The sequence below is a fragment of the Streptomyces sp. NPDC037290 genome (assembly GCF_055603245.1).
This window is the reverse complement of the sequence record NZ_JBVJVZ010000003.1, coordinates 346,454-367,410: the sequence shown is the minus strand read 5'-3', so window position 1 is coordinate 367,410 and position 20,957 is coordinate 346,454. Positions and strand designations below refer to the sequence as shown.

The following is a 20,957-nucleotide window of genomic DNA, read 5'->3' as shown; positions in this document are numbered from 1 at the left end:
CTGCACAGCGTCCGCTGCCGCAATTCGGCGTTTCGGCGGGAGCCAACCTCTCACTCAGCCCTGTGCGTTCAGGGCATGGGGCGCAGTCGGGGGAAGGGGCGGCACCTGGCGGCGTTCGCAGGTGGGCCGCGCCGGCCGGAAACCCCTCGGGACACTCATGGGTGCCAAGGCCGTCGATGACCGGTTCCTGCCGGAGGCGCGGTGCCTGCTGTGGCACACCGACCCGCCGTCGGCGGCCGTCGGCGACCGCCGCGGCCTCCTCGACGCCGGCGTGATCACGCGGCTTTTCCGGTGGCGCACCGGCGAGATCCCGGCCGTGTTCCGGGCACGGGCCCGCGGCATGACTGAGGCGCGACCCCCTGGGTAGACGCCCCTACCGGCCATGGGAGGCGGTTCGGCGGCCCCCGCCACGGGGGACGGGACCGCCGGTCATGGACCGCCCACGCACGGTCATGGGCCCTACCGGAAGGAGAAGGCCATGAGGAAGCTGATACGGAACGGGGGTGCGGCCGGCGCCGCCACCATGGTGGTCGCGGGTGTCCTCCTCGCCACCGGCGGCTCGGCGGCGGCCGCTCCCAGGCCGACCGCACACGGTGCCGCCGGTACGGCGGCGGTGCACGCCGGTCCTCGCACGCCCTGCCGCAGCGCCCAACGGGCCGATCCCTGGGTCGCCGGCCAGCTGGCGTGGTTCGACCCTGCGGCTCGGCATCGTCTGGCGGTGTACGACCCGTGGGTCAAGGACCAGCTGGCGCGCTTCGCATCTCCCTCCTGTTAGTGCCGGTGCCACTGCCCCTCTCACCCGCAGGGCCCGGTGATCACTTCACGAACACCATGTCCGGATACCTCTTGGACGGGCCCTCCAGCAGCCGTCCGCTGCGGCCGCGCAGCCAGTGGTCGAAGTAGGCGGCGACATAGGCCTCGTTGGTGCGTATCGCGGTGGCCGGGTCGATGGTGCCGATGTCGTCGGTCCGCTCGCAGGGCGGCAGGTGAAGCTGTGGCACGAGCGCCTCGGCGTCGGTGAAGGAGGCGTGCTCCGAGCCGAGCAGGGTGAGCTGACGGTTCCACCCCGGGGTGTGGGTGCGGAACGCCTGCCAGCCGGGCCCGGTGTCGGTGTCGCCGTCCTTGCCCATGAGCAGGAGCGGCCGGTCGAGGCCGTGCTGGGCGACCGGCATCAGCGAGCCGTCGTAGTTGGTCAGGTTGCCGTCCATGTCGATGCCGGCGGTGATCCGGTGGTCGGCGTCCATCGCCAGCGCGGCCGCGGCGCCGCCCATCGAGTGGCCGAACATGCCGACCCCGGCCAGATCCAGCGCCCCGGCAAGGCCTTCCGGCAGTGGCTGTGCGTCCGCGTCGGGATTGCGGCCGCGGTTCAGCTCCTGGAGCTGGTCCAGGACGAAGCCGGTGTCGGTGACCCGGACGGCCAGCGCCTTGCGCAGGAAGGCGTCGACACCGTCCGACGGTAGCGACAAGGTGGCCAGGGAGCCGTCCGGGAACTGGACCTCGGGCGACTCGTAGGTGTTGTCGATGGTGACGACCGCATAGCCGCGGGCGGCCAGAGCGGCCGCCAACGCGGTGCCCCAGGTGCGTGGTTCGCCCAGTCCCGGGGAGTACAGCACCACCGGCAGCCTCCCGCCGTGCCCGGCGGCCACGGGAGCGCTCCGAGCGACGTGGGTGACGGTGTGCGCCCAGTCCGCGCGGCCGGCCGGGACGTGCAACCCGAGGTACCCGTTCGCCGTGACCTCGTCGAAGTGGGCTGCCGCCGCCGGCAGCATGTACGGGGCGGCAGGACGCCCGGCCGTGTGTGTCGTGGGGTAGTACACACTGACCATCACCTCGCGCCTGTTCTGCTCGGAGTGCCAGGGGTCGGACCGTGAGCGGTCCACCAGGTGAAGGTCCACCTCGCCGACCCGGTACGGGCCGGTCGGGGTGGGAAGGGTGAGCGGACGGGAGGGCGATGACGTGGCCGGGCCGGTGGGGGTGGCGCGGGCCGACGCGGCGGCCGGCAGGGCGGCGGTCAGCGTGCAGAGCGCGGCGACGGCGCAGGCGGTGAGCGCTCGCCGCCGGGCGCCCCGGCGGCGAACGCGCGGGAGATGACTGGTCATGGAGCAAGCCTGGCGGCTCGTCGGCTCTCCACACATCCGGGGAACCCCCCGATCTTGCCCCTCAGGGTATCCGTAGGGGTTCCGGGAGACCCGTACCAGGAGCCGGGTGGCCCCCGGCCGAACCAGGCGATCCGCGCGAGGAGTTGGGCGTGTCACAGACCAGCGGGGCACAACCGGTGCTTCTCACCGCCCTTGAGCACCGCGTCGACGCACCCGGCGGGCAGCCCGTCATGGGAAGTGGCGGAGAAGTTGGCCGTCATGCTCAGCACCCCCTTGCCGAACGTGGTGCGCTGCACGAGACCGTCGTCCGTCAGCCGGCGGAAGCCGGTCAGCGGCTCCGTCGCCGCTGCCTTGTGCAGGGGCTCGAAGTACCGTTGCAAGCGGGCGATCTGCCCGCCGTGGCGGTCCAGCTCGGACTGGTCGAGGACGAGGTTGAGGGGCACGTTGTACAGCATCGCGAGCAGGGCGCGGGTGCGGCTCTGGTCCGGCAGCTTCGACCATGACAGCTCCCAGCGCTCGGTGCTGATCACCGAGTCGTGCAGGACCGTCTGGTAGAGCGGCACCCGGTACCTCGGGTCGTACATGGCCTTCGCGAGGTCGGCGGGCAGGTGCACGGGCTTGAAGAAGACCCCCGGCGCGTGGGCGGGCGCGTAACCGCCCCAGGTCGCGCGGTCCCTCTCCAGTTTCCACAGCCGGTCGTCGACCGGTGTCCCCGAGCCATGGCTGAAGGACAGCACTCCGTTCGCCCAGGACCCCGCGCTCTCCGACCCGAGCACCAGCCTGCGGTCGCCGGACAGCCACGCCATGCGCGCGATCCTGTTCCGGCGGTCCTGGGCCTTCGTCATCGGGTGCGCGGCGGAGTGATCGGCGAACAGCTCACCCGCGGCGTCGACATCCAGGAAGTAGCTGGTCGCGCCGCCCGCGGTCATCTCCCTGGTCCGGTCGGCCAGGTAGTGCCGGGTGGGCTCGGCGCGTCGGAGCGCCTCGGAGCTCACGTAGCAGCCGCGGCCGCCGAAACCCGAGACGATCGTGCCGTCCGCACGGCGTACGCAGGCGGCCTGCCACACCGGGGCCGGCCAGCCGAAGACGGGGGTGTCGGCCGACGCCGGGTCCTGTGCGTTGGCCCAGGAGTCGTAGGGTCCGACGAGATAGCCGGCCTGCCGGGCAAGGCGCGTGGCCTTCGGGTCCATGGGGGCGCCGTCGGCGTCGTACCCCAGCCACATCCGGTCGATCCCCAGCTCCCGCAGCCGGCGTACGCCCTCGGCGGTGCGTGCCTGGCCCCAGGTGTAGGCGTGGAACGCGCCCACCAGCCTGGCCACCTCGGGATTGCTCGCGATCTTCTGACGCAGCGTCGTGATGCCACCGTGGTCCTGGAGCCAGGCGCGGTAGTCGCGCGCCGCCGCAACGGGCGAGCCGTCGGTGAGTGCGAAGGTCACGGTGTAGCTGCCCGTGTCCTGTTGTGCCGAGAACGCGTGCTCCGCCTCGGTGTGCAGACGGCCGCCGGAGGAGACGAACCTGAGCGTCGTGCCGATGTCCGACTCGACGATGTAGCTCACGCCGTGCCGTCCGGACTGGCTGGTGCCCCAGAACGGCATGGTCAGGCCCCCGGCCATGTCGGCCTCGGTGCCCGCCAGGCCCGCGGACGCGGAGTTCCACCACCGGTCGGCGACCGGGACGGACAAGCCCTCGCCGCGCGGGACCTGCAGCTCCTGGGTCGTTCGGTCGGTGCCGGAGACCGGCCAGGTCAGGCTGGTCTGCCGAGCCGAGCGCACGGTGACGGCCAGGCGCCCGTGCGGCGCGGACGCCGTGACGGTCAGCCCCCTGTCGCCGTAACCCCAACTGGCCTCCCCGCCGCGGACGGTGACCTTGCCGGGCGCGCCCAGATCACCGGATGCCGGTGCCGAGAGCTGCCAGGCGCGGCCGTCGTCCGCTCGCGCCCGCACCGCCAGGGACGTGATGTCCACCGTGGCGCGGCCACCGTCGACCGGCACGGAGAGCTGGTTGCCGTGCGCTTCGATGCGCCGGTCCCCCTCGGAGGTGCCGAACGCGACGGCCGTTCCGGCCACACCGATCATCAGGAGCGCACCGCTCAGCGCGATGATCTTCGTCTGTGTCTTCGTCTTCTTGAGTTTCCTCGCCTTCACGGCCATGGAATCTCGCGGCCGAAGATAAGAGAGATGTGAGAGCCGACGGCGCCGCCCCCTTCCAGAAGCGGGCATCCGGTGCGGCCGCAGCGGTGACGACACTCGCGAGGTCTGCTCCCGGACCGCGCGGACTTCGAGCTCTGCAGGCCGGTGCAGGCCCACCGCTGCCGAGGTGCACGCCCGTCGCGTCGTGAGGCGAGGAACGGGGGCTCAGCCGCCGCTGGTCGCGCAGTGTCCCGTACCTCTCACGGGGCGGTCGCGGCGCAGGATCCGTGCCTCCCTGGGCAGCAGCCGGGGGCCGGCCACGATCAGGACCTCGCACTCGGCCCGGGCCGGTACGTGCCGGTGTACGGGCCTGCGGTGCAGCCCGGCCAGCGGACCCCGGGGTCTGGCCTTGCCGATGACCAGCAGGTCGTCCGGGGACGACGCGATGGAGCACAGCACCGGCCCCGCGGGCCCCCTGACGATCCGCCGTACGATGCGAAGGTCGGCCGGCGGCCCGCCGCACGCCAGCTCGAAGACCCGGTCCAGCAGCCGCCGCGCCTCGTCGGACCACAGCCGGGCCCAGGACGGCTCCGGCCTGCGTCGGTAGAGCGCATCGCCCTCCGGCGGCTCCCAGGCCCGGACGGCCACCAGCGTGCGGCCGGTTCTGCGGGCCTCCAGAATGCCGCGGCGCAGGGCGGCCAGGCCGGCGAGCGAGTCGCTCACCCCGACGACCACAGCCCCGGCCGGTGCGCCTCCTGACGTTCCCCGTGGTGCCATGACGCACACGTTAGGAAGCCAACACCGCCCCGGCAAAGTCCAATGGACGGAAAGTGGCCTTCCTTGCCGTCCGCTGCGAGGCGCCGCGGCTCAGGTGCGCTTCTCCGGACCGCCATTCATCGTGCCGCCTTTCTCCTGACCGCGCTTCTCGGGACGCAGGAACGTGTTCCAGCCGCCGTCCGGCTTCTGGCCGACCTCGAGGGTGCGCAGTTTCGCGAGGATCCCGGGGTCCTGGGCGTCCAGCCAGTCGACGAACTGCCGGAAGGAGACCAGGCGCACATCGTCCCAGCCGGCGATCTGCCTGAGTGCCTCCTCGGCCGCGTCCATGTAGATGCCGCCGTTCCACTCCTCGAAGTGGTTGCCGATGAACAGCGGCGCCCGGTTCGTCTCGTACGCCCGCTGGAAGCCCGCCACGTAAGCCTGTGCCGCCTGCGCGCGCCAGTAGGGGTAGTTGTAGGAGGGCGCCCGCGTCGAGTTCTTGGACTGGTTGGCCATCATGTTGTAGTCCATGGACAGCACCTCGAACCCACGCCCGGGGAACGGGATGCTCTGCAGCGGCAGGTCCCAGACGCCGTCCCGCTTCCTCGGCCAGCACTGCAGCCCGCCGGGTGAGGAGGCGTCGTAGCGCCAGCCCAGTTCCCGCACCACCGGCAGCAGGCTCGTCTGCCCGAGCAGGCACGGGGTGCGACCGCCCACGAGCTCCTTGTCGTAGTCGAAGGGGAGGGGCGGATCGTCGTGCCAACCGGTGTGGGTGCGCCAGCCCTTGACGAAGGCCCGCGCCTGCTCCACCTCCGAACGCCACTGCCGCGGCGTCCAGTTGGCAACGGAACCCGGGCCGACGCAGAAGTGCCCGTTGAAGTGCGTACCGATCTCGTGGCCGTCGAGCCAGGCCTGGCGCACGTACTTCAGCGTCGCCCTGAGGTGTTCGCCGGTCAGGTAGCCGATGTCCGAGGCGCCGACCGGGTTGTTCGGCGGATCGTAGAGCCGCTTCTTCTCCTCCGGCAGGAGATAGAGGCCGGACAGGAAGAAGGTCATGTGCGCGCCGTGGGACCGGGCCAGCTCCAGGAAGCGCGGGAACAGGCCGGTGCCCAGCTCGCCGGCGCCGTCCCAGGAGAACACCACGAACTGCGGCGGAGTCTCGCCGGGTTCGAGGGGCCTGGGCGGCGCCGGCTGGTGGGGCTGCCGTCCGGTGTACGACGTCGATCCGTCACCGATCAGCCGGGGCGGCCCCTCCAGGGGCACCGCACCGTCCTCGTCGGAGCCCGCGCATCTGACCAACGAGGCGGCAGCCATACCGATGCCGGCGCCGAGACCGAGGCGAGCCACGCTCCGGCGGCTGATTCCACTCATGGCCATTCCAACCCGCGCCCCGTCGCCACGCCCGGTGCGCCACCTCGGCCGACACTCCCAACACCTCGCACCATAGAGCTGATAAAGGTATAAAACGGCTAATTTGGTGCGGTGTGGCGTGCAAAGGGATCGCCGAGCGCCGCTCGCGTCACCCGGCCGGCCCTGTGATGCCGGACGCCGGACCGTCCTCGCGGCGTCGCGCGGTTCAGCGGAACGCCGCCACGTTGCGTGCCGCCCACGCGTAGAAGGGGGCCGCGGGCCGGCCGAGCAGACGCTCCACGGCGCCGTCGACCGCCTGTTCCTCTGGGGTCGGTGTGCCGAGGACGGCGAGCGTGCCCTCGACGACGGCCGGCGGCATGAACCGGATCATCTCCGCGTGGGCCTCCTCGCGGCTCTGCTCGACGAAGGCCACCGGCTCTCCGAGCGCGGCGCCGATGGCGGCGGCCCGCTGTCGTGGAGTGGTGGGTTCGGGGCCGGTCAGTGTGTGGACGGCGCCGTCGTGTCCGTCCCCGCGGAGCACGGCCGCCGCCACCGCGGCGACGTCGTCCGGGTCGACGAACGGCAGCCCCACGTCGGCGAAGGGTGCCGCCGCGGTGCGGTGCCGGCGCACCGGCTCCGCCCACGCCAGCGCGTTCGAGGCCAGCCCGCCCGAACGCAGCACGGTGAACGGCAGCCCCGACTCGGCCACGGCCGCCTCGAAACGCGCCGCGTGCGCGTACGCCGTGGGCCTGGTGCCCGCACCCTGCGAGGACAGCAGTACCACCTTCGCCACTCCGGCTGCGGCGGCCCGCTGCAGGACGCCGGCCGGATCCTCGCCCGCCACCAGCAGGAACAGTGCCTTGGCGCCCTCCAGTGCGGGAGCGAGGCTCTGCGGGTCGCCGAGGTCGGCGGCCACGGCCCGGACTCCCGGTGGTACGTCGCCGGAGCCGATGTGCCGGGCGACGGCCGTCACCCTCTCCCCGGCCCCGGTCAGTGTGGCGACCAGGGCCCGTCCCACGTTCCCCGTGGCACCCGTGACAACGATCATGGCGATCTCCTCGACTTAGTTAGTTGACTGACTAAGTGGGGACCTTAGTCGGCGGAGTCGCCGGTTGTCTATCCTTAGTCAGGTGACTGACTCAGAATCCGCCGCCTCGACCGCGACGCCGAGGCGTTCCAGCCGGGGCGGCAAGCGTGAGCGCCTGGTCCGGGCGGCCGTCCAGGTCTTCCATGAGCAGGGCGTGGAGAAGACCACCCTCGGTGACGTCGCCCGCGCGGCCGAGGTGCCGCTCGGCAACGTCTACTACTACTTCAAGACCAAGGACCAGCTGGTCGAAGCCGCGGTGGACGCCCACTGCGAGCAACTCGACGTGCTCACCACCCGCTTGGACACCCTCCAGGACCCGGCCGCCCGGCTGACGGCGCTCGTCGCCGGCTGGGTCGACCAGCGTGAGACCGCGGCCCGTTTCGGCTGCCCCTTCGGTACCCTCGCCACCGAGCTCGACAAGCGCGACGACGGCCTGGACCGGGCCGCCGCGAAGGTCATGCGGGCCCTGCTCGACTGGGTGGAGTCCCAGTTCACCCAGCTCGGCCGTGCCGACGCCGCCGCACTCGCCGTCGACCTCGTCGCCGCCTACCAGGGCATGTCCGTCCTCACCAACACCCTGCGCGACCCCGGTCTGATGGCCGCCCAGGGTGCGCGCCTCCAGTCCTGGATCGAGGCCATCGCGGGGCGGTAGGAGGCGCGAGAGCCGGGACGTCAAGCAGCCGGGTGCCGCTGTTCGGCCGCGACCGGCACCACGGTGATGTGCTGGACGGCCCGGCTGAGCACCACCACGCCCGCGACGATCAGCAGGGCGCCACACGCCTCCGGTACGAGCCACCAGCCGGTGCGGATCCGCTCCCCGAACAGGGTCATGCCGAGCGTCAGGCTGACCATCGCGTCGCCGATGGTCAGCGCGGGCTGCGCCGCGGCCAGCGGCCCGGCCTGGAGCGCGTTCTCCAGGAGGATCACGGCGGCGACACCGGCGAGTGCGAAGCCGTACGTCTGCCAGGACCGCAGAAACGCCACGAAGCCGTGGTCGGCGAAGGTGCCGGAGGCCGACTTCAGCAGGGCGGCGGTGAGCGCGTTGCCCGTGGCGGAGGCGGCCGCGAGCAGTGCGGCGCGGCGGGCCGGCGAGCGGTCCTGCCGGGCGAGCAGAACGGCCACGGCCATCCCGCCCAGGCCCAGGCTCAGGGCCGGGACCCAGCGGGTGAGGGGCGCGTGGTCGGTGGCGCCGTGCGGGGCCGCGGCGATGAGCAGGACGGCGAGGCCCACCACGCAGCCGCCCACCCCCCACCACCCGGAGCGGGGCAGCCGTCTGTGCATCAGCGGGGCGGCGACGAGCAGCGCGAAGGGAAGCTCCAGGATGAAGAGCGGCTGGACGAGCGCCAGCGGGCCGTTGACGAGGGCCAGGCTCTGGAACAGCGCGGCGCAGACCACACCGCACATGCCGATCACCCAGAAGGGCCGGCGCACCAGCTCCGCGAGCAGCTTCAGCCCGCCGCGGCTGCTCGCGGACGCGGCCCTGCGCTGGAAGGCGGTGCCCACGGCGTTGCTTGCGGCTCCCGCGACGGCGAACGCCGCGGCCAGTTCGATCACGGCCGTCTCCTGCCCTCGGGAGGCCTCCCGGAGGAGCTTCGGGTCCTTTCAGCCTACGGACGGCGGCGCCGGGGCGCCGGGTCCGCGCACCCACCGGACGGCCCCGCCCGCCGGTCGGCGAGCGGGGCCGTCCGGCGCGGTGGGTCAGCTCAGGGTCAGGTCGTCGGCGTACACCGCGCCCTGCCCGTACCAGCCGTGCACATACACCGTGACCGTGCCCGAGGCGCCGGTCGTGAAGGGCACCGTCAGCTTCGACCACGACGAGGACGGGGTCCAGGAACTCGCCGTCGCGTCACCGCTGACGCCGAGGTAGGCGTACGGGCCCCGCGCCCAGCCGCTCAGCGTGTAGGAGGTGTGGGGCTTCAGGGTGAGGGTCTGGGCGCACTGGCCGGTCTGCGAGGCGGAGGGCACGGTCTTCAGCGCGTGCGTTCCGCCGTGCACCGGGGAGGAGACCACCGCGGCCCCGCTGTCGCAGGCCCACGGTGTGAGCGAGCCCGTCTCGAAGTCGCCGTTGCCGAGGACGGCCGTGCCGCCGGAGCCCCTGACCGTCAGGGTGAGCGTGGAGCTGTGCCGGGTCGAGCCCGCGGTGCCCGTGACGGTCAGGGTGTAGGTGCCCGGTGCCGTGGCGGCACCGGTCGTCACGGTGAGCGTGGAGGTGCCGCCCGCGGTGACCGAGGACGGGCTGAGGGAGGCGGTCGTCCCGCTCGGGGCGCCGCTCACCGTCAGGCCGACCGTCCGTGCGCTGCCGGAGGTCACCGAGGTCCGCACCGTCGCGGTCGTACTTTCGCCGGGGTCGACCGAGGCGGTGGTGGGGGAGAGGGCGACGGAGAAGTCGTCGGCGGGCGGGGTCGTCGTACCGCCGGTGAAGGGCGCGAAGGTGTGGGTGAAGTACCAGGTGTCCTGGGCGATGCCGGAGCAGGTGTCGGAGGCGCCCGAGCCGGGGCAGCCGCCGTTGTCGCGCTGGAGGGCCCAGAAGGACAGGGTGTTGACGCCCTTGGCGACCGCCCAGTCGTACACCGTGGTGGCGTCGGCGGTGGTGAACGTCTCCGCCGGGCCGTAGTCGTCCACGCCGGGCATCTCGGTGACGCCGACCGTGTTCCACAGCTGGGTGTCCGACAGGTTCGGGTACAGCTCGGCGAGCTGGTCGTGCAGTCCGCTCGCGGCCGTCTCGGTGTCCGTGGCCATGTGGTGCGTGGCGCCGTCGTAGTAGTCGAACGTCATGATGTTGACCACGTCGATCCTGGCGCCCGCGTTCTTCGCGCTGCGCAGCACGGCGAGGCCGCTGTCGGCGAGCCCGGTCGTGGTCGTCGGCAGCGTGTAGGAGAACTGCACCGCGCGGCCGTTCGCGGCGGCCCAGTCCTGGACCTTCTTGATGGCCTGGTTGCGGCGGTCGATGCCGGCCGTGTTCGTGAGGGAGTTGTCCTCGACGTCCATGTCGAGCCGGGAGACGTCGTAGGTGGTGATGATCTTCTCGTAGGCGGCGGCGATGGAGTCGACGCTGGTGCAGCTGTCGGCGATCTCGGTGCCGCCGTCGTCGGCCGCGTATCCGCCGAGGGAGGGGATCACGTCGCCGCCACGCGAGCGGATGGTGGCGAAGTCGGCGCCGAAGACGGAGGAGTCGACGGGCGTGCTGGTGGCGCCGTTCCAGTAGGGCGTGCAGGAGCCCTTCTTCTCGGTCTGCAGGAAGGCCATGGTCAGGTACTTGGCGCCGGAGGCCTGGGCGAGCGCGGCGGGGCTGTCGCCGTTGTAGGCCTCGAAGTAGGGCGCGAAGACATGCGTGGGCAGCGGGGTCGCCGCGTGCGCGGTGCCCTGGGTTCCCAGGGCGAGCCCCGCCGAGGCGGCCAGCGTGGCCAGGCCTGCGAGCAGGGCGCGTACGGGTCTCGGACGTGTCATCGGGTACTCCCGGATGGTGAACGGCGCTGTGCGGCCCGGCCGGGCTATTGGTCTAGGCCATGATTGGTCTGGACCAAACGTCGGTCAAGGTGCGGGAGCTTCCTTTTGCGTGTTCATGAGGGAGTCAACCGGCGGGACACCGACGGGAGTTGGCGCCGGCTCAGGTGGCCCGGGTGCCGCCTCCCCTGCGGATACGGCCCAGCAGATCCCGGTGGTAGGCGGCGAGTTGCCCGGCCGGCACGGGCGCGGGACCGCCTGCGAGGGTGTACCAGGTGTCACTGCCGGAGTGCTGGATGGCGACGCGCACGCTGTGGCCGTCGGACAGCAGGATGGTCGCGACGGTCAGGTCACCGGTGATGACGCCGACCTCGTCGGTCATCGCTCCGCCGGGACCGGCGGTGACCCGGTCGACGTACCTGTCGATGCTGGGCGGGTTGCTCATGGGGCGCAGGCTTTCATCAACCCGGCCGGGCAGCCCCGCGCCGCGCAGGTGGCGCCGTGTGTGTCCCCGTGTTGGGTGCGCGGCCGGGGCCGGCGGAACCGGCAGACCCGTCAGCCGAACAGGGGGAACCGATCCGCCGCCGCACCCAGGGCGGTCCGTTCGGCGTCGGTGAGCGCGGCGCGCCCGGTGCCCACGCGCGCGTAGTGCTCGTCCGTCCATTCCGGAAGGCCCGGTCGTCCGAGCAGGCCGTCGAGCGTGGCACGCACCGCCGCCAGCCCCTCGGGCGCCGGTCCCGGCGCGTCCGGCAGCCGGACCGTGAGATCCAGGTGGTGGACGGTCGCCTCCACCGCCAGGGTGCTCAGCAGGTCTCCGGCCGTCAGCACATGCCCCTGGGTGGCGACGTGCTGTGCGGGGTCGGCCGCCTCCGCTGCGTGCGCGGCCGCCGCCAGGGTCTCCAGGTACAGGCCCTGGAGCTGACGGAAGTCCAGGAACATGCTGCCGTTCACCCGCACCCAGCGCCGGCCGTTCGCCGCTCCGACGGTGTCCGGCCGCCAGTCCTGCCAGTAGCTCACCGCGTCCCGGTCCACCGGCTCACGCGCCGGTGTGTGCAGGGCCACGAGGGCGCGCTGGGCGTCCGTCACGCAGTGGAAGACGAGGTCGCGGACCGCCCAGCCGGTGCAGCCGGTCGGCAGCCACGACTCCTCGTCACCCAGGCCGGCGACGACGGCCGAGGCCGCCTCGTACGCCGCGCGCACCGCCCGTGCCGGGCCGGCGGCGTTCCCCGTCCTCATGCGTCCCCCCGTTCGTCCGCCGTGCAGGCTCTCACACCCGGCTCGACGTCGCCGTGTCCGCGGACAGCCGCTGGGCGACGTAGATCGGGATCACCGACAGCAGGACGAGTACCGCGGCCACCACGTTCACCACCGGGGCCTGCTGCGGCCGGGTCATGTTGTCGAAGATCCAGATCGGCAGCGTCTCGATGCCGGGTCCCGCGGTGAACGTGGTGACCACGATCTCGTCGAAGGACAGGGCGAAGGCGAGCAGCGCGCCGGCCAGCAGCGCGGAGCGGACCAGCGGGAAGGTGACGTCGGCGAAGGCACGGAAGGTCGTCGCGCCGAGATCCATGGCCGCCTCCTCGTACGAGGCCGCCGTACGGCGCAGCCGCGCCACCACGTTGTTGAAGACCACCACGATGCAGAACGTGGCATGCCCGACGATCACCGTGAAAAGCCCGAGGCCCACCCCGAGCGGCTCCAGCACCGTGCTGAACGCAGAGTTGAGGGCGATACCGGTGACGATGCCGGGCAGCGCGATCGGCAGCACCACGATGAACGACACCGTGTCGCGGCCGAAGAAGCGGTGCCGGGCCACGGCGAACGCGATGAGCGTGCCGAGGACCAGCGCGATCGCGGTCGCCCCGAGCCCCGCCTTCACGGACACCCACAGGGCCTGCCGGGCACCGGAGTTGTGCACGGCCACCGACCACCAGTGCAAGGTCAGCCCCGGCGGCGGCCAGCTGGCGCTGCGGTCGGGACTGAGCGAGTTGACGAGCACGAGCAGCAGCGGGACGTAGATCACCGCGAAACCGAGCACGGCGCCGGCGCGCAGGGCGATGCGCGCGGTGCGGCTGAGATGCATGGCGCTCTTCTCCTGAGGGTCCTACAGGCTGTTGAGGGCGCCCGAACGGCGGATCGCCAGCAGGTACAGCACGATCACGACGACGGGGACGGTGCCGAGGGCGGCGGCCATGGGCAGGTTGAGTTCGATGTTGGAGTACACGAGGTTGCCGATCAGCTGGGTCTTGCCGCCGACGATCTGCACGGTGATGTAGTCACCGAGGCTCAGCGAGAAGGTGAACACCGAGCCGGCCGCGACCGAGGGCAGCACCATGGGCAGGACCACCGACCGGAAGGTCCGCCCCGCCCGCGCCCCGAGGTCGGCCGAGGCGTCGAGCAGGCTGGCCGGGAGCTGTTCGAGCGCCGTGTGGATCGGCAGGATCATGTACGGCAGCCACAGGTACGTCAGCGTCAGGACCGTGGCGGGCAGGCCGAAGCCGGGGCCGCTCAGCCCGAACGGAGCGAGCATCCAGTCGGCGAGGCCGCCCTGGGACAGGATCAGCCGCCAGGCGTACACCTTGACCAGGTAACTCGCCCACAGCGGGGTGAGGATGGCCACCACGAGCAGCGGGCGCCACCTGGGCCGGGCCACGCGTGCGGTGTAGAAGGCCACCGGAAAGGCGATCAGCGCGCACAGCACGGTCACCGCGAGCGCCACGCCGACACTGCGCAGGATCACCTCACGGAAGACGGGCGTGGTGAACAGCTCGTGGAAGTTGTCCGTCGACCAGACCTTCACCACCTGGGAGGTGAAGGAGTTCGTGGTCCAGAACGCGGAGACGAACAGGACCGCCAGCGAGCCGAGGTACAGGACGGCGAGCCACAGCAGCGGGGCGGAGAGCAGCAGGGCCAGCCGCAGCCGGGGTCTGCGGTGCAGGCTTCCGGCCAGCCGCCGGACGGTTCCCCGGCCGGCGGCGGTCGTCGCGTCGGTCGTCACGGCTCAGCCCTTGATCTCGGTCCAGGCCTGCACCCACTTGGCGTACGGCACGCACGTGACGTCCTTGCGGCCGTCCAGGCACTGCTCGATGGGCGTGTTCCAGAAGGCGATCCTCTTCCAGTAGCTCTCGTCGGCCGCGTGGAAGACGGTGCAGAAGTTCTTGTCGCTGGTCTCGGCGCAGGCCTTGGAGTTGGCCGGGGCCTCACCGAAGTACTCGGCGACCTGGGCGTTGACCTTGGGCGAGACGATCCAGTTCAGCCATTTGTAGGCGCAGTTGGGGTGCTTGGCCTTGCTGGAGACCATCCAGGTGTCGGACCAGCCGGTCGAACCCTCCTTCGGCACCAGCGCCTTGACCTTGGCGCCCTCGGAGGACGCGAGGTTGGCGATGACCTGCCAGGTGGTGCCGACCACCGAGTCACCGCTCTTGAAGGCGGAGACCTCCTTGAGGTAGTCGCTCCAGTACTCGCCGACGTCCTTGTTCTGCTGCTTGAGCAGGGCGACGGCCGCGTCGAACTGCTTCTGGTCCAGCGCGTACGGGTCCTTGATCTTCAACTCCGGCTTGGTGGCCTTGAGATAGAGGGCCGCGTCGGCGATGTAGATCGGCGAGTCGTACGCGGTGACGTGCCCCTTGTACCGCGCGGCGTCGTCGAAGACGGCGGACCAGGAGGTGGGCGCGGGCTTGACCTTCTGGGTGTTGTACATCAGCAGGTTGGCGCCCCGGCCGTGCGGGATGCCGTACATCTGGCCCTTCACCGAGTTCCAGGCGCCGTTCTTCAGCCCGGTGAAGATGTCCTTGTAGTTGGGGACCAGCGCGGTGTTGACCGGGGCCGCGTCACCGGAGGCGATCAGCCGCAGGGAGGCGTCACCGGAGGCGGAGACGGCGTCGTACTCGCCGGTCTTCATCAGCTTGACCATCTCGTCCGAGCTGGCGGCCACCTTGGAGTGGACCTGGCAGCCCGTCTGCTTCTCGAAGTCGCCGACCCAGTTCACCTTGGGGTCGTTGGAGCCGTCCTCGACATAGCCGGCCCAGGCGATCAGATTGACCTGGCCCTCCGTCTTGCCGAGCTTCGTCGGGGCCTTGAGGTCGGGCGGGTTGAGGCCGGTGGCGGACGAGCTGCCCGAGCCGGAGGAGTCACAGGCGGCGGCGAGCAGCAGCGCGGCGGCACAGGCCGCGGCGCGCAGGGTACGGGTGGGACGCACGGCGTTCTCCATGGGGACGTGAGGGGCGGGGGAGAGGTCAGGAGGGCAGACGGACGGCGTGCCGGCGATGCCACGTCAGGCGCACCCGGGTGCCGCGATAGGCGGCGACGTCCTCGGAGGAGGTCTCCAGGTTCTGCTGGAGCGCGGTGAGTCGCCCGCCGCCGTCGAGGTCGACCAGGAAGCGGGTGGCGTCGCCGAGATAGACGACCTCGGCGACGGTTCCTGTCGCGGTGGCGTGCTCCGGCTCGTCCGCCTCGGCGGACTCCTTCATGACCCGGATCTTCTCCGGCCGGATGTTGTAGGTGCCCGGGGTGCCGACGATCCGGTGGGCCCGCTCCCCGTCGAGGAGGTTCGAGGTGCCGACGAAGGAGGCGACGAAGCCGGTCGCCGGGCGCTCGTAGATCTCCGCGGGCGTGCCGACCTGGGCGATGCGGCCCCGGTCGAAGACGGCGATGCGGTCGCTCATCGTCAGGGCCTCCTCCTGGTCATGGGTGACGAAGACGAAGGTGATGCCGACCTCCCGCTGGATCGCCTTCAGTTCGACCTGCATCTGCTCGCGCAGCTTCAGGTCGAGGGCGCCGAGGGGCTCGTCCAGCAGCAGCACCCGGGGCCGGCCGACCAGGGCGCGGGCGAGGGCGACGCGCTGGCGCTGGCCTCCGGAGAGCTGGGCCGGGCGCCGCTGCCCGTAGCCCTCGAGGCGGACCTCGGCGAGGGCCTTGCGGGCGCGGACCAGGCGTTCGGCCTTCGGCACCCTGCGGACCTTCAGTCCGTAGGCGACGTTCTGCTCGACCGTCATGTGCGGGAAGAGGGCGTAGTCCTGGAAGACCGTGTGCACGTCCCGCTCGAACGGGGCGAGGCCGGTGACCTCCTGGCCGGCGAGTTCGATCCGGCCCCGGTCCGGTGTCTCGAACCCGGCGACGAGCCGGAGGACCGTCGTCTTCCCGGAGCCGGAGGGACCCAGCATGGAGAAGAACTCCCCGTCCCGTATCTCCAGGTCGACCCCGGCCACGGCGGTGGTCTCGCCGAACGACTTCCGCAGGTCCTGCAGCCGGATCGCAATTCCCTCCATACGGGAACCTTTCTGGCGCGCTGTACGTTGAACCGCTTGACGGCAAACATATGAAGTCATAGTTCTAAGCTCAAGGTCCCCTTGAGGTAAAGCTTGAGTCAATGCACGAGGTGGTGACCGTGAGCCAGCACGAGATCGAGGGCGGCGCCCGCAGGGCCGTCTTCAGTCCGGTGGACAGCCGGGCCCGGGTGGACGCGGTCGTCCGGCGTATCGGCGACGCCATAGAGCTGGGACTCCTGGCCGACGGCGAGCAGCTGCCCGGCGAGACCGAGCTGGCCGGCCAGCTCGGCGTCTCCACGGTCACCCTGCGCGAGGCGCTCATGGCCCTGCGGCAACAGGGCCTGGTCACCACGCGCCGGGGCCGCGGCGGCGGCAGCTTCGTCTCCCTGCCCGAAGTCCCCGCCGACGACCGCCTCAAGGCCCGGCTGCGCGGCTGGAGCACCGAGGAACTGCGCGACCTGGGCGACCACTGGGCCGCCCTGTCCGGCGCCGCCGCCCGGCTCGCCGCGCAGCGCACCGAACCCGAGGACCTGCGTCAACTGCGCCGCACGTCAGAGGAGTTGACCCGCGCGGCGGACGCGGCGGCGCGCAGCCGTCTGTACGGCCGCTTCCACGTCGAACTCGCCGCGGCCGCCCAGTCCGCCCGGCTCACCCGCGAACAGGTCGCCCTGCAGCGCGAGATCGGCGCACTGCTGTGCCTCGTCCTCGCCGACGACGCATATCGTGAAGAAGTTGCGGACCGTCACCGCTCCGTGATCTCCGCCGTGCAGGATGGGGCTCACGAAACGGCCGGCACGCTGGCCGAGCGGTGCGTCAGGGAGTCGACGGCGCGACTCGTCGCCGTACGTCTCACCCTCTGACCGTGCCACGTCCGGTTCCCGTGCGCTGGAGGACACCATGGGCTGGAGCCCCGGGCTCGCCACCCTCGACACGGAGCCGGAGACCTGGGTGGCCGCGCAGGTCGGCGGTGCGCTGGAAGCCGTCTTCGAGACCGTCGCCGCCACCCGCGCCGACACCGAGGCCCTGCTCGACCGGGCGGCCGCGCAGGACCGGCCGCCCGCCAGCGCCGACCTCGCCGCCCTCCGGCCCGGACTGCACCTGCACCTCACCCGCGAGGAACTGGTCTCCGGCGTCGGATTCGTTGCGGCCCCCGGTCTGCTGTCCGACGTACCCGCCTGGCTGGAGTGGTGGCAGACGGGCGCCGGCGGTGACGTACGCCCGCTCGTGCTCGACCTCGATCCCGGCCAGTCGGCGTACTCCGACTACACGCACTGGGACTGGTTCGCACTGCCCCGTGACACCGGGCGCCGGGCGGTGGCCGGACCGTACGTCGACTACCTCTGCTCCGACGAGTACAGCCTGACCCTGTCCGAACCGGTGCTGCTGCAGGGCCGGTTCGCCGGGGTGGCCGCCGCCGACGTCTACCTACGGCACTTCGAGGCGGCCGTCCTTCCGCTGCTGCGGCGTCTGCCCCGCCCCGCCCACCTGGTCAACGCCCGGGGCCGGGTCGCCGCCTCCGCAGACCCCACCCATCTGGCCGGCTCCCTCACCAAGGGCCCGGACTTCGGTGAACTGCTCGGCACGGCCCGGCCCGGCACGTACGACACCCTGCGCCTGGTGCCGTGCCGGGGTGTGCCGCTGGTACTGGTGCTGGCCTGAACCGGCGGCCGGGCCGGTTCCGGCGGTGCCGGTCCGCCGCGCGGCCCAGGTCGCGGGACGGGTGTGCCGGTGCCCGCCGAGTGGTCGGGCGGCTCAGTCGTGCTTCCGGGCCCGGTACGGTACGCGGGCCAGTTCACGGATGTCGCCGGTCGTTCCCCACTCGTTGCCGCCGAGCCGGGAGAGCGGCCGGAGCCGTCCGATGTCGGGCCGGCCGTCCACCAGCACGTCCTCGTCGACGGCGGCGTGCACCACCCGGCCGAACACCACCGTCGAATCGCCCAGGCGCAGCGTCGAGTGCAGTGTGCATTCGAGCGCGACCGGAGACGCGGCCACGCGCGGCGGCCGCACCCGCAGCGAGGCTTCCCGCGCGATGCCCACGGCGTCGAACTCGCCCCGGTCGCGGGGGAAGTCGGTCGCCGTCGCGTTGATCTCGGCGAGGAGCGGCTCGGGGGCGAAGTTCACGACGAACTCACCGGTCTCCTCGACATTGCGCAGCGAGTCCTTCCGGCCCACCGAGGTGAACTGGACGACCGGCGGATCGGTGCAGGCGACGGTGAAGAACGAGTGCGGGGCCAGGTTCGCCGTCTCGCCGTCCGCAGCGAGGGTCGAGACCCAGGCGATCGGCCGGGGGACGACGACGGCCGTGAGCAGGCGGTAGAACGCTCCGGCGCCCATCGAATCGGGTGAGTGGTCGACGCGCATGACAGCACGCTAAGCGGTACCGCCGCCGGCCGTGCCACCCACCCCACCATTGATCATCAACGACCGTCGCCCTAGGGTGCGAGGGCAGCCGCACAAGGAGCCCGGTAACCATCAGCTCGTACCCCACCCCGCGCGCACGCGCCGCACTCGCTCTCGGCCGGGGACTCGGCACCGTACCCGCCCCGGGGCTCGTCCTCGGCGGAATCCTCGGCCTGCAGGGCGGAGCCGCACTGACGACCCGGCTCTACCCCGCCGTGGGACCGGCCGGCGTGGTGACCCTGCGGCTGGCCGTCGCCGCCATCGTCCTGACCGCTGTGTGGCGGCCCCGGATCCGCGGTGACCGGGCAGGCCTCGGTATCGCGGCCGTCGCCGGAACGCTGCTCGCCGTGCACCATCTCGCGTACTACGAGGCGGTCGCCCGGCTGCCGCTGGGCGCCGCCACCACCCTGGAGTTCCTCGGTCCCTTCGCCCTCGCCCTGTGCGGCTCGCGCCGCGCCCCCGACCTGCTGTGGGCGGCCCTCGCCGCGACCGGCGTCGTCCTGCTCAGCCGCTCCGGTACGGCCCTGGACGCCGCCGGCATCATGTGCGCCACCGTGGCCGGTTGCTGCTGGGGCGGATACATCCTGATCGGCAGACGGCTGGCCGAACGCCTCCCCGACGGCCGCGGTCTCGCGCTGGCCGTCACCTGGGGAGCGCTGCTCAGCCTTCCCTGCGGCATCACGCAGGCGGGCACCCGCCTTCTGGACCCGGGCACGCTCGCCCTGGCCGCTGCGGTCGCCGTCCTTTCCAGCGTCGTTCCCTACACCGCCCAGCTGGAAGCCCTGCGCCGCCTCACGCCGCGCGTCTTCGGGATCCTCACCAGCCTGGAACCGGCCATCGGGGCCCTGATCGGCCTGTTCTTCCTGGGCCAGCACCTCGCCGTCGCCCAGTGGGCGGGGGTGGCGGCGGTGGGGTTCGCCTCGGTGGGGGCGACGCGCACGGAGGCGGCCCGCACCTCGCCGGACATCCCGGCCGGCCGGCCGGGCCCGTCGCCCCCCTGCCGCCACCGCTGAGCCCTTCCGTCCGCGGACCCGGGGTTGCACACCCCGTGCGCGGGCGACCGGCCCGGGCACCCTCCTCGCGGCGGCGCCCGGGCCGGGATGCGCCGGTCAGGCCGCGAGGCGCTCCGCGAGCTGCTTGGCCTTCGCGGTGGCCTCCTCGAAGGCGCGGTCGCGGGAGGCCTCGTACAGCGGGACCAGCTCGGCCATCGCCGGGTTCTGCGGGGCCATGGTCAGCTCCGGGACGATGAAGTCGACGTCCAGGCCGAGGGCGTCGGCGAGGACGGCGGTGAGGTAGTTCTGCACGTACTCGTACCCCTCGCGCGGGGTGCCGGGTCCGTACGCGCCGCCCCGGCTGGCGACGACGGTCACCGGAGTGCCCTTGGCGGACGGGGCCTCACCCGCGGTACGGCCGATCAGGATGACGTTGTCCAGCCAGGCCTTCAGGGTCGAGGGAACCGAGAAGTTGTACATCGGGGCGCCGATCAGCACGGCGTCGGCCTGCTCCAGTTCCTCGATCAGCTGGACGCGCTCGGCGAAGGCCGCGGCCTGCCCGGGCGTGTGCGAGGCCGGGTCGGCGAAGCCGGCGGTGTGCGCGTCGGCGGTGATGTGCGGGACGGGCTGTGCCGACAGGTCGCGGTAGACGACCGTGCCGTCGGGGTGCTGCTCCTGCCAGTGCGCGCGGAAAGCCGCGGTCACGGCGCGCGAGGCCGAGGCTTCGGCCGGGAGCACGGACGAGTCGATGTGCAGCAGGGTGGCCATGGTGACTCCGAAGGGGTGCAAAAGGGATAAGGGGTTGCGCACCCCGGCGGTGGGACGCCGCCGGGGTGATTTTTCGTACTGGACTATCTCTAACACAGGAGCTTACTTTTTTTCACCTACGACGGGGTAGTACCCTGATCGCATGGCGGCGGACGTGACCCACGACAGTGCGGCGTGCAAGCGGGTGGACGATGGCATCACCCGGGTCTTCCAGCTGCTCGGAAAGCGCTGGAGCGGCCCCATCGTGGCCGTCCTGGTGGAACAGCCCGCGCATTTCGCCGACCTGCGCCGGGCCGTCCCCGGCATCAGCGAGCGCATGCTGTCCGACCGGCTCGCGGAACTCGGCGCGGCCGGGCTGGTGCTCCGGGAGGTCGACGAGGGCCCGCCGCTGCGGGTGTCCTACCGGCTGACCGAGGCGGGGGCCGCCCTGGAGCCGGCGCTCCAGGAACTGGCCCGGTGGGCGAAGTCCCACCTGCCGGACGCCCCGGCGTGTCCTGGTATGGAGCGCTAGGTGTATTGACCTGCAGCGTTGACCCGCACCGGCCGCACCTTCGGCGGCACGGGCATCCCGCCGCAGCTGACCGAACGGGTCTTCATCCGGGAGGAGTTCGCCGAGAAACCGCGACTCCGCCTTCGACCGCGCCGTGAACCTCCTGGGCCGCTGA

General features: G+C 72.0%; 22 protein-coding genes and 1 pseudogene. 8 read left to right on the top strand and 15 right to left on the bottom strand.

What is annotated here, in order from left to right; genetic code table 11:
• The first annotated feature begins 157 nt into the window (after positions 1-157).
• Positions 158-367 (top strand): hypothetical protein, encoded by a 210-nt coding sequence (locus tag ACZ7HQ_RS12430; protein ID WP_470987701.1) that lies wholly within the window; start codon positions 158-160, stop codon positions 365-367.
• 111 nt (positions 368-478) lie between these two features.
• On the top strand, positions 479-775 hold the full coding sequence (locus ACZ7HQ_RS12425) for a hypothetical protein (RefSeq protein ID WP_470987699.1): 297 nt from the start codon (positions 479-481) through the stop codon (positions 773-775).
• Between the two features lie 40 nt (positions 776-815).
• Here the strand turns inward: ACZ7HQ_RS12425 and ACZ7HQ_RS12420 are convergent, their stop codons facing one another.
• The 5 genes from ACZ7HQ_RS12420 to ACZ7HQ_RS12400 all read right to left on the bottom strand — a co-directional run bounded on the left by ACZ7HQ_RS12420 (position 816) and on the right by ACZ7HQ_RS12400 (position 7,382).
• Positions 816-2,099 carry an alpha/beta hydrolase gene (locus ACZ7HQ_RS12420; RefSeq protein WP_470987696.1) on the bottom strand — a complete coding sequence of 428 codons (1,284 nt, stop codon included), beginning with the start codon at positions 2,097-2,099 and terminating at the stop codon, positions 816-818.
• A gap of 152 nt (positions 2,100-2,251) precedes the next feature.
• A complete protein-coding gene (locus ACZ7HQ_RS12415; RefSeq protein ID WP_470987693.1) occupies positions 2,252-4,249 on the bottom strand; it encodes a glycoside hydrolase in 1,998 nt (665 codons plus the stop codon).
• Positions 4,250-4,453: 204 nt separating this feature from the next.
• Positions 4,454-5,005, bottom strand: a complete 552-nt coding sequence (locus ACZ7HQ_RS12410; protein WP_470987690.1) for a universal stress protein — start codon at positions 5,003-5,005, stop codon at positions 4,454-4,456.
• A 90-nt stretch (positions 5,006-5,095) separates the two neighbouring features.
• Positions 5,096-6,355, bottom strand: coding sequence for a polysaccharide deacetylase family protein (locus tag ACZ7HQ_RS12405; RefSeq protein WP_470987687.1), 1,260 nt, complete (start codon positions 6,353-6,355; stop codon positions 5,096-5,098).
• A 205-nt stretch (positions 6,356-6,560) separates the two neighbouring features.
• Positions 6,561-7,382: an SDR family oxidoreductase gene (locus ACZ7HQ_RS12400; protein WP_470987685.1), complete on the bottom strand. Its 822-nt coding sequence runs from the start codon at positions 7,380-7,382 to the stop codon at positions 6,561-6,563.
• 82 nt (positions 7,383-7,464) lie between these two features.
• Between ACZ7HQ_RS12400 and ACZ7HQ_RS12395 the strand changes: the two genes are divergently transcribed.
• Positions 7,465-8,073 (top strand): TetR/AcrR family transcriptional regulator, encoded by a 609-nt coding sequence (locus ACZ7HQ_RS12395; protein WP_470987682.1) that lies wholly within the window; start codon positions 7,465-7,467, stop codon positions 8,071-8,073.
• Positions 8,074-8,093: 20 nt separating this feature from the next.
• On the opposite strand, the gene ACZ7HQ_RS12390 is transcribed toward ACZ7HQ_RS12395, so the two are convergent.
• The 8 genes from ACZ7HQ_RS12390 to ACZ7HQ_RS12355 all read right to left on the bottom strand — a co-directional run bounded on the left by ACZ7HQ_RS12390 (position 8,094) and on the right by ACZ7HQ_RS12355 (position 16,132).
• Positions 8,094-8,975, bottom strand: a complete 882-nt coding sequence (locus ACZ7HQ_RS12390; RefSeq protein WP_470987680.1) for a DMT family transporter — start codon at positions 8,973-8,975, stop codon at positions 8,094-8,096.
• A gap of 144 nt (positions 8,976-9,119) precedes the next feature.
• Positions 9,120-10,868 carry a carbohydrate binding domain-containing protein gene (locus ACZ7HQ_RS12385; RefSeq protein WP_470987677.1) on the bottom strand — a complete coding sequence of 583 codons (1,749 nt, stop codon included), beginning with the start codon at positions 10,866-10,868 and terminating at the stop codon, positions 9,120-9,122.
• A gap of 160 nt (positions 10,869-11,028) precedes the next feature.
• Positions 11,029-11,310 (bottom strand): hypothetical protein, encoded by a 282-nt coding sequence (locus tag ACZ7HQ_RS12380; RefSeq protein WP_470987674.1) that lies wholly within the window; start codon positions 11,308-11,310, stop codon positions 11,029-11,031.
• Between the two features lie 110 nt (positions 11,311-11,420).
• Positions 11,421-12,065 carry a maleylpyruvate isomerase N-terminal domain-containing protein gene (locus ACZ7HQ_RS12375; protein WP_470988909.1) on the bottom strand — a complete coding sequence of 215 codons (645 nt, stop codon included), beginning with the start codon at positions 12,063-12,065 and terminating at the stop codon, positions 11,421-11,423.
• A 67-nt stretch (positions 12,066-12,132) separates the two neighbouring features.
• Positions 12,133-12,948 carry an ABC transporter permease gene (locus tag ACZ7HQ_RS12370; protein WP_470987671.1) on the bottom strand — a complete coding sequence of 272 codons (816 nt, stop codon included), beginning with the start codon at positions 12,946-12,948 and terminating at the stop codon, positions 12,133-12,135.
• A gap of 21 nt (positions 12,949-12,969) precedes the next feature.
• Positions 12,970-13,863, bottom strand: a complete 894-nt coding sequence (locus ACZ7HQ_RS12365) for an ABC transporter permease (protein WP_470987669.1) — start codon at positions 13,861-13,863, stop codon at positions 12,970-12,972.
• 3 nt (positions 13,864-13,866) lie between these two features.
• On the bottom strand, positions 13,867-15,063 hold the full coding sequence (locus ACZ7HQ_RS12360) for an ABC transporter substrate-binding protein (protein WP_470987667.1): 1,197 nt from the start codon (positions 15,061-15,063) through the stop codon (positions 13,867-13,869).
• Positions 15,064-15,100: 37 nt separating this feature from the next.
• The gene (locus ACZ7HQ_RS12355; protein ID WP_470987664.1) at positions 15,101-16,132 is read right to left on the bottom strand and encodes an ABC transporter ATP-binding protein; all 1,032 of its coding nucleotides are present in this window, start codon (positions 16,130-16,132) and stop codon (positions 15,101-15,103) included.
• Positions 16,133-16,251: 119 nt separating this feature from the next.
• Between ACZ7HQ_RS12355 and ACZ7HQ_RS12350 the strand changes: the two genes are divergently transcribed.
• On the top strand, positions 16,252-16,992 hold the full coding sequence (locus tag ACZ7HQ_RS12350; RefSeq protein ID WP_470987661.1) for a FadR/GntR family transcriptional regulator: 741 nt from the start codon (positions 16,252-16,254) through the stop codon (positions 16,990-16,992).
• Between the two features lie 37 nt (positions 16,993-17,029).
• Entirely contained in the window at positions 17,030-17,791 is a 762-nt protein-coding gene (locus ACZ7HQ_RS12345) for a PDC sensor domain-containing protein (RefSeq protein ID WP_470987659.1), read from the top strand.
• Positions 17,792-17,884: 93 nt separating this feature from the next.
• On the opposite strand, the gene ACZ7HQ_RS12340 is transcribed toward ACZ7HQ_RS12345, so the two are convergent.
• Positions 17,885-18,493, bottom strand: coding sequence for a flavin reductase family protein (locus tag ACZ7HQ_RS12340; protein ID WP_470987656.1), 609 nt, complete (start codon positions 18,491-18,493; stop codon positions 17,885-17,887).
• Positions 18,494-18,762: 269 nt separating this feature from the next.
• Here ACZ7HQ_RS12340 and ACZ7HQ_RS12335 point away from each other — a divergent pair, with 269 nt between their 5' ends.
• Complete coding sequence (locus ACZ7HQ_RS12335; protein WP_470987653.1) at positions 18,763-19,545, top strand: EamA family transporter; 783 nt, start codon at positions 18,763-18,765, stop codon at positions 19,543-19,545.
• A gap of 96 nt (positions 19,546-19,641) precedes the next feature.
• On the opposite strand, the gene ACZ7HQ_RS12330 is transcribed toward ACZ7HQ_RS12335, so the two are convergent.
• Positions 19,642-20,292 carry an FMN-dependent NADH-azoreductase gene (locus ACZ7HQ_RS12330; RefSeq protein ID WP_470987650.1) on the bottom strand — a complete coding sequence of 217 codons (651 nt, stop codon included), beginning with the start codon at positions 20,290-20,292 and terminating at the stop codon, positions 19,642-19,644.
• Between the two features lie 142 nt (positions 20,293-20,434).
• On the opposite strand from ACZ7HQ_RS12330, the gene ACZ7HQ_RS12325 reads away from it, so the two are divergent.
• Complete coding sequence (locus tag ACZ7HQ_RS12325) at positions 20,435-20,803, top strand: winged helix-turn-helix transcriptional regulator (protein ID WP_470987647.1); 369 nt, start codon at positions 20,435-20,437, stop codon at positions 20,801-20,803.
• Between the two features lie 18 nt (positions 20,804-20,821).
• Positions 20,822-20,957: pseudogene (locus ACZ7HQ_RS12320) on the top strand (S41 family peptidase); the annotation flags it as partial.

What these genes read in the sequence shown, in the direction of transcription:
- ACZ7HQ_RS12410 (WP_470987690.1), bottom strand. Translation starts at nt 5,005, where the DNA reads ATGGCACCACGGGGAACGTCAGGAGGCGCACCGGCCGGGGCTGTGGTC.
- ACZ7HQ_RS12430 (WP_470987701.1), top strand. Translation starts at nt 158, where the DNA reads ATGGGTGCCAAGGCCGTCGATGACCGGTTCCTGCCGGAGGCGCGGTGC.
- ACZ7HQ_RS12345 (WP_470987659.1), top strand. Translation starts at nt 17,030, where the DNA reads ATGGGCTGGAGCCCCGGGCTCGCCACCCTCGACACGGAGCCGGAGACC.
- ACZ7HQ_RS12405 (WP_470987687.1), bottom strand. Translation starts at nt 6,355, where the DNA reads ATGAGTGGAATCAGCCGCCGGAGCGTGGCTCGCCTCGGTCTCGGCGCC.
- ACZ7HQ_RS12370 (WP_470987671.1), bottom strand. Translation starts at nt 12,948, where the DNA reads ATGCATCTCAGCCGCACCGCGCGCATCGCCCTGCGCGCCGGCGCCGTG.
- ACZ7HQ_RS12325 (WP_470987647.1), top strand. Translation starts at nt 20,435, where the DNA reads ATGGCGGCGGACGTGACCCACGACAGTGCGGCGTGCAAGCGGGTGGAC.
- ACZ7HQ_RS12425 (WP_470987699.1), top strand. Translation starts at nt 479, where the DNA reads ATGAGGAAGCTGATACGGAACGGGGGTGCGGCCGGCGCCGCCACCATG.
- ACZ7HQ_RS12330 (WP_470987650.1), bottom strand. Translation starts at nt 20,292, where the DNA reads ATGGCCACCCTGCTGCACATCGACTCGTCCGTGCTCCCGGCCGAAGCC.
- ACZ7HQ_RS12380 (WP_470987674.1), bottom strand. Translation starts at nt 11,310, where the DNA reads ATGAGCAACCCGCCCAGCATCGACAGGTACGTCGACCGGGTCACCGCC.
- ACZ7HQ_RS12400 (WP_470987685.1), bottom strand. Translation starts at nt 7,382, where the DNA reads ATGATCGTTGTCACGGGTGCCACGGGGAACGTGGGACGGGCCCTGGTC.
- ACZ7HQ_RS12355 (WP_470987664.1), bottom strand. Translation starts at nt 16,132, where the DNA reads ATGGAGGGAATTGCGATCCGGCTGCAGGACCTGCGGAAGTCGTTCGGC.
- ACZ7HQ_RS12415 (WP_470987693.1), bottom strand. Translation starts at nt 4,249, where the DNA reads ATGGCCGTGAAGGCGAGGAAACTCAAGAAGACGAAGACACAGACGAAG.
- ACZ7HQ_RS12340 (WP_470987656.1), bottom strand. Translation starts at nt 18,493, where the DNA reads ATGCGCGTCGACCACTCACCCGATTCGATGGGCGCCGGAGCGTTCTAC.
- ACZ7HQ_RS12385 (WP_470987677.1), bottom strand. Translation starts at nt 10,868, where the DNA reads ATGACACGTCCGAGACCCGTACGCGCCCTGCTCGCAGGCCTGGCCACG.
- ACZ7HQ_RS12420 (WP_470987696.1), bottom strand. Translation starts at nt 2,099, where the DNA reads ATGACCAGTCATCTCCCGCGCGTTCGCCGCCGGGGCGCCCGGCGGCGA.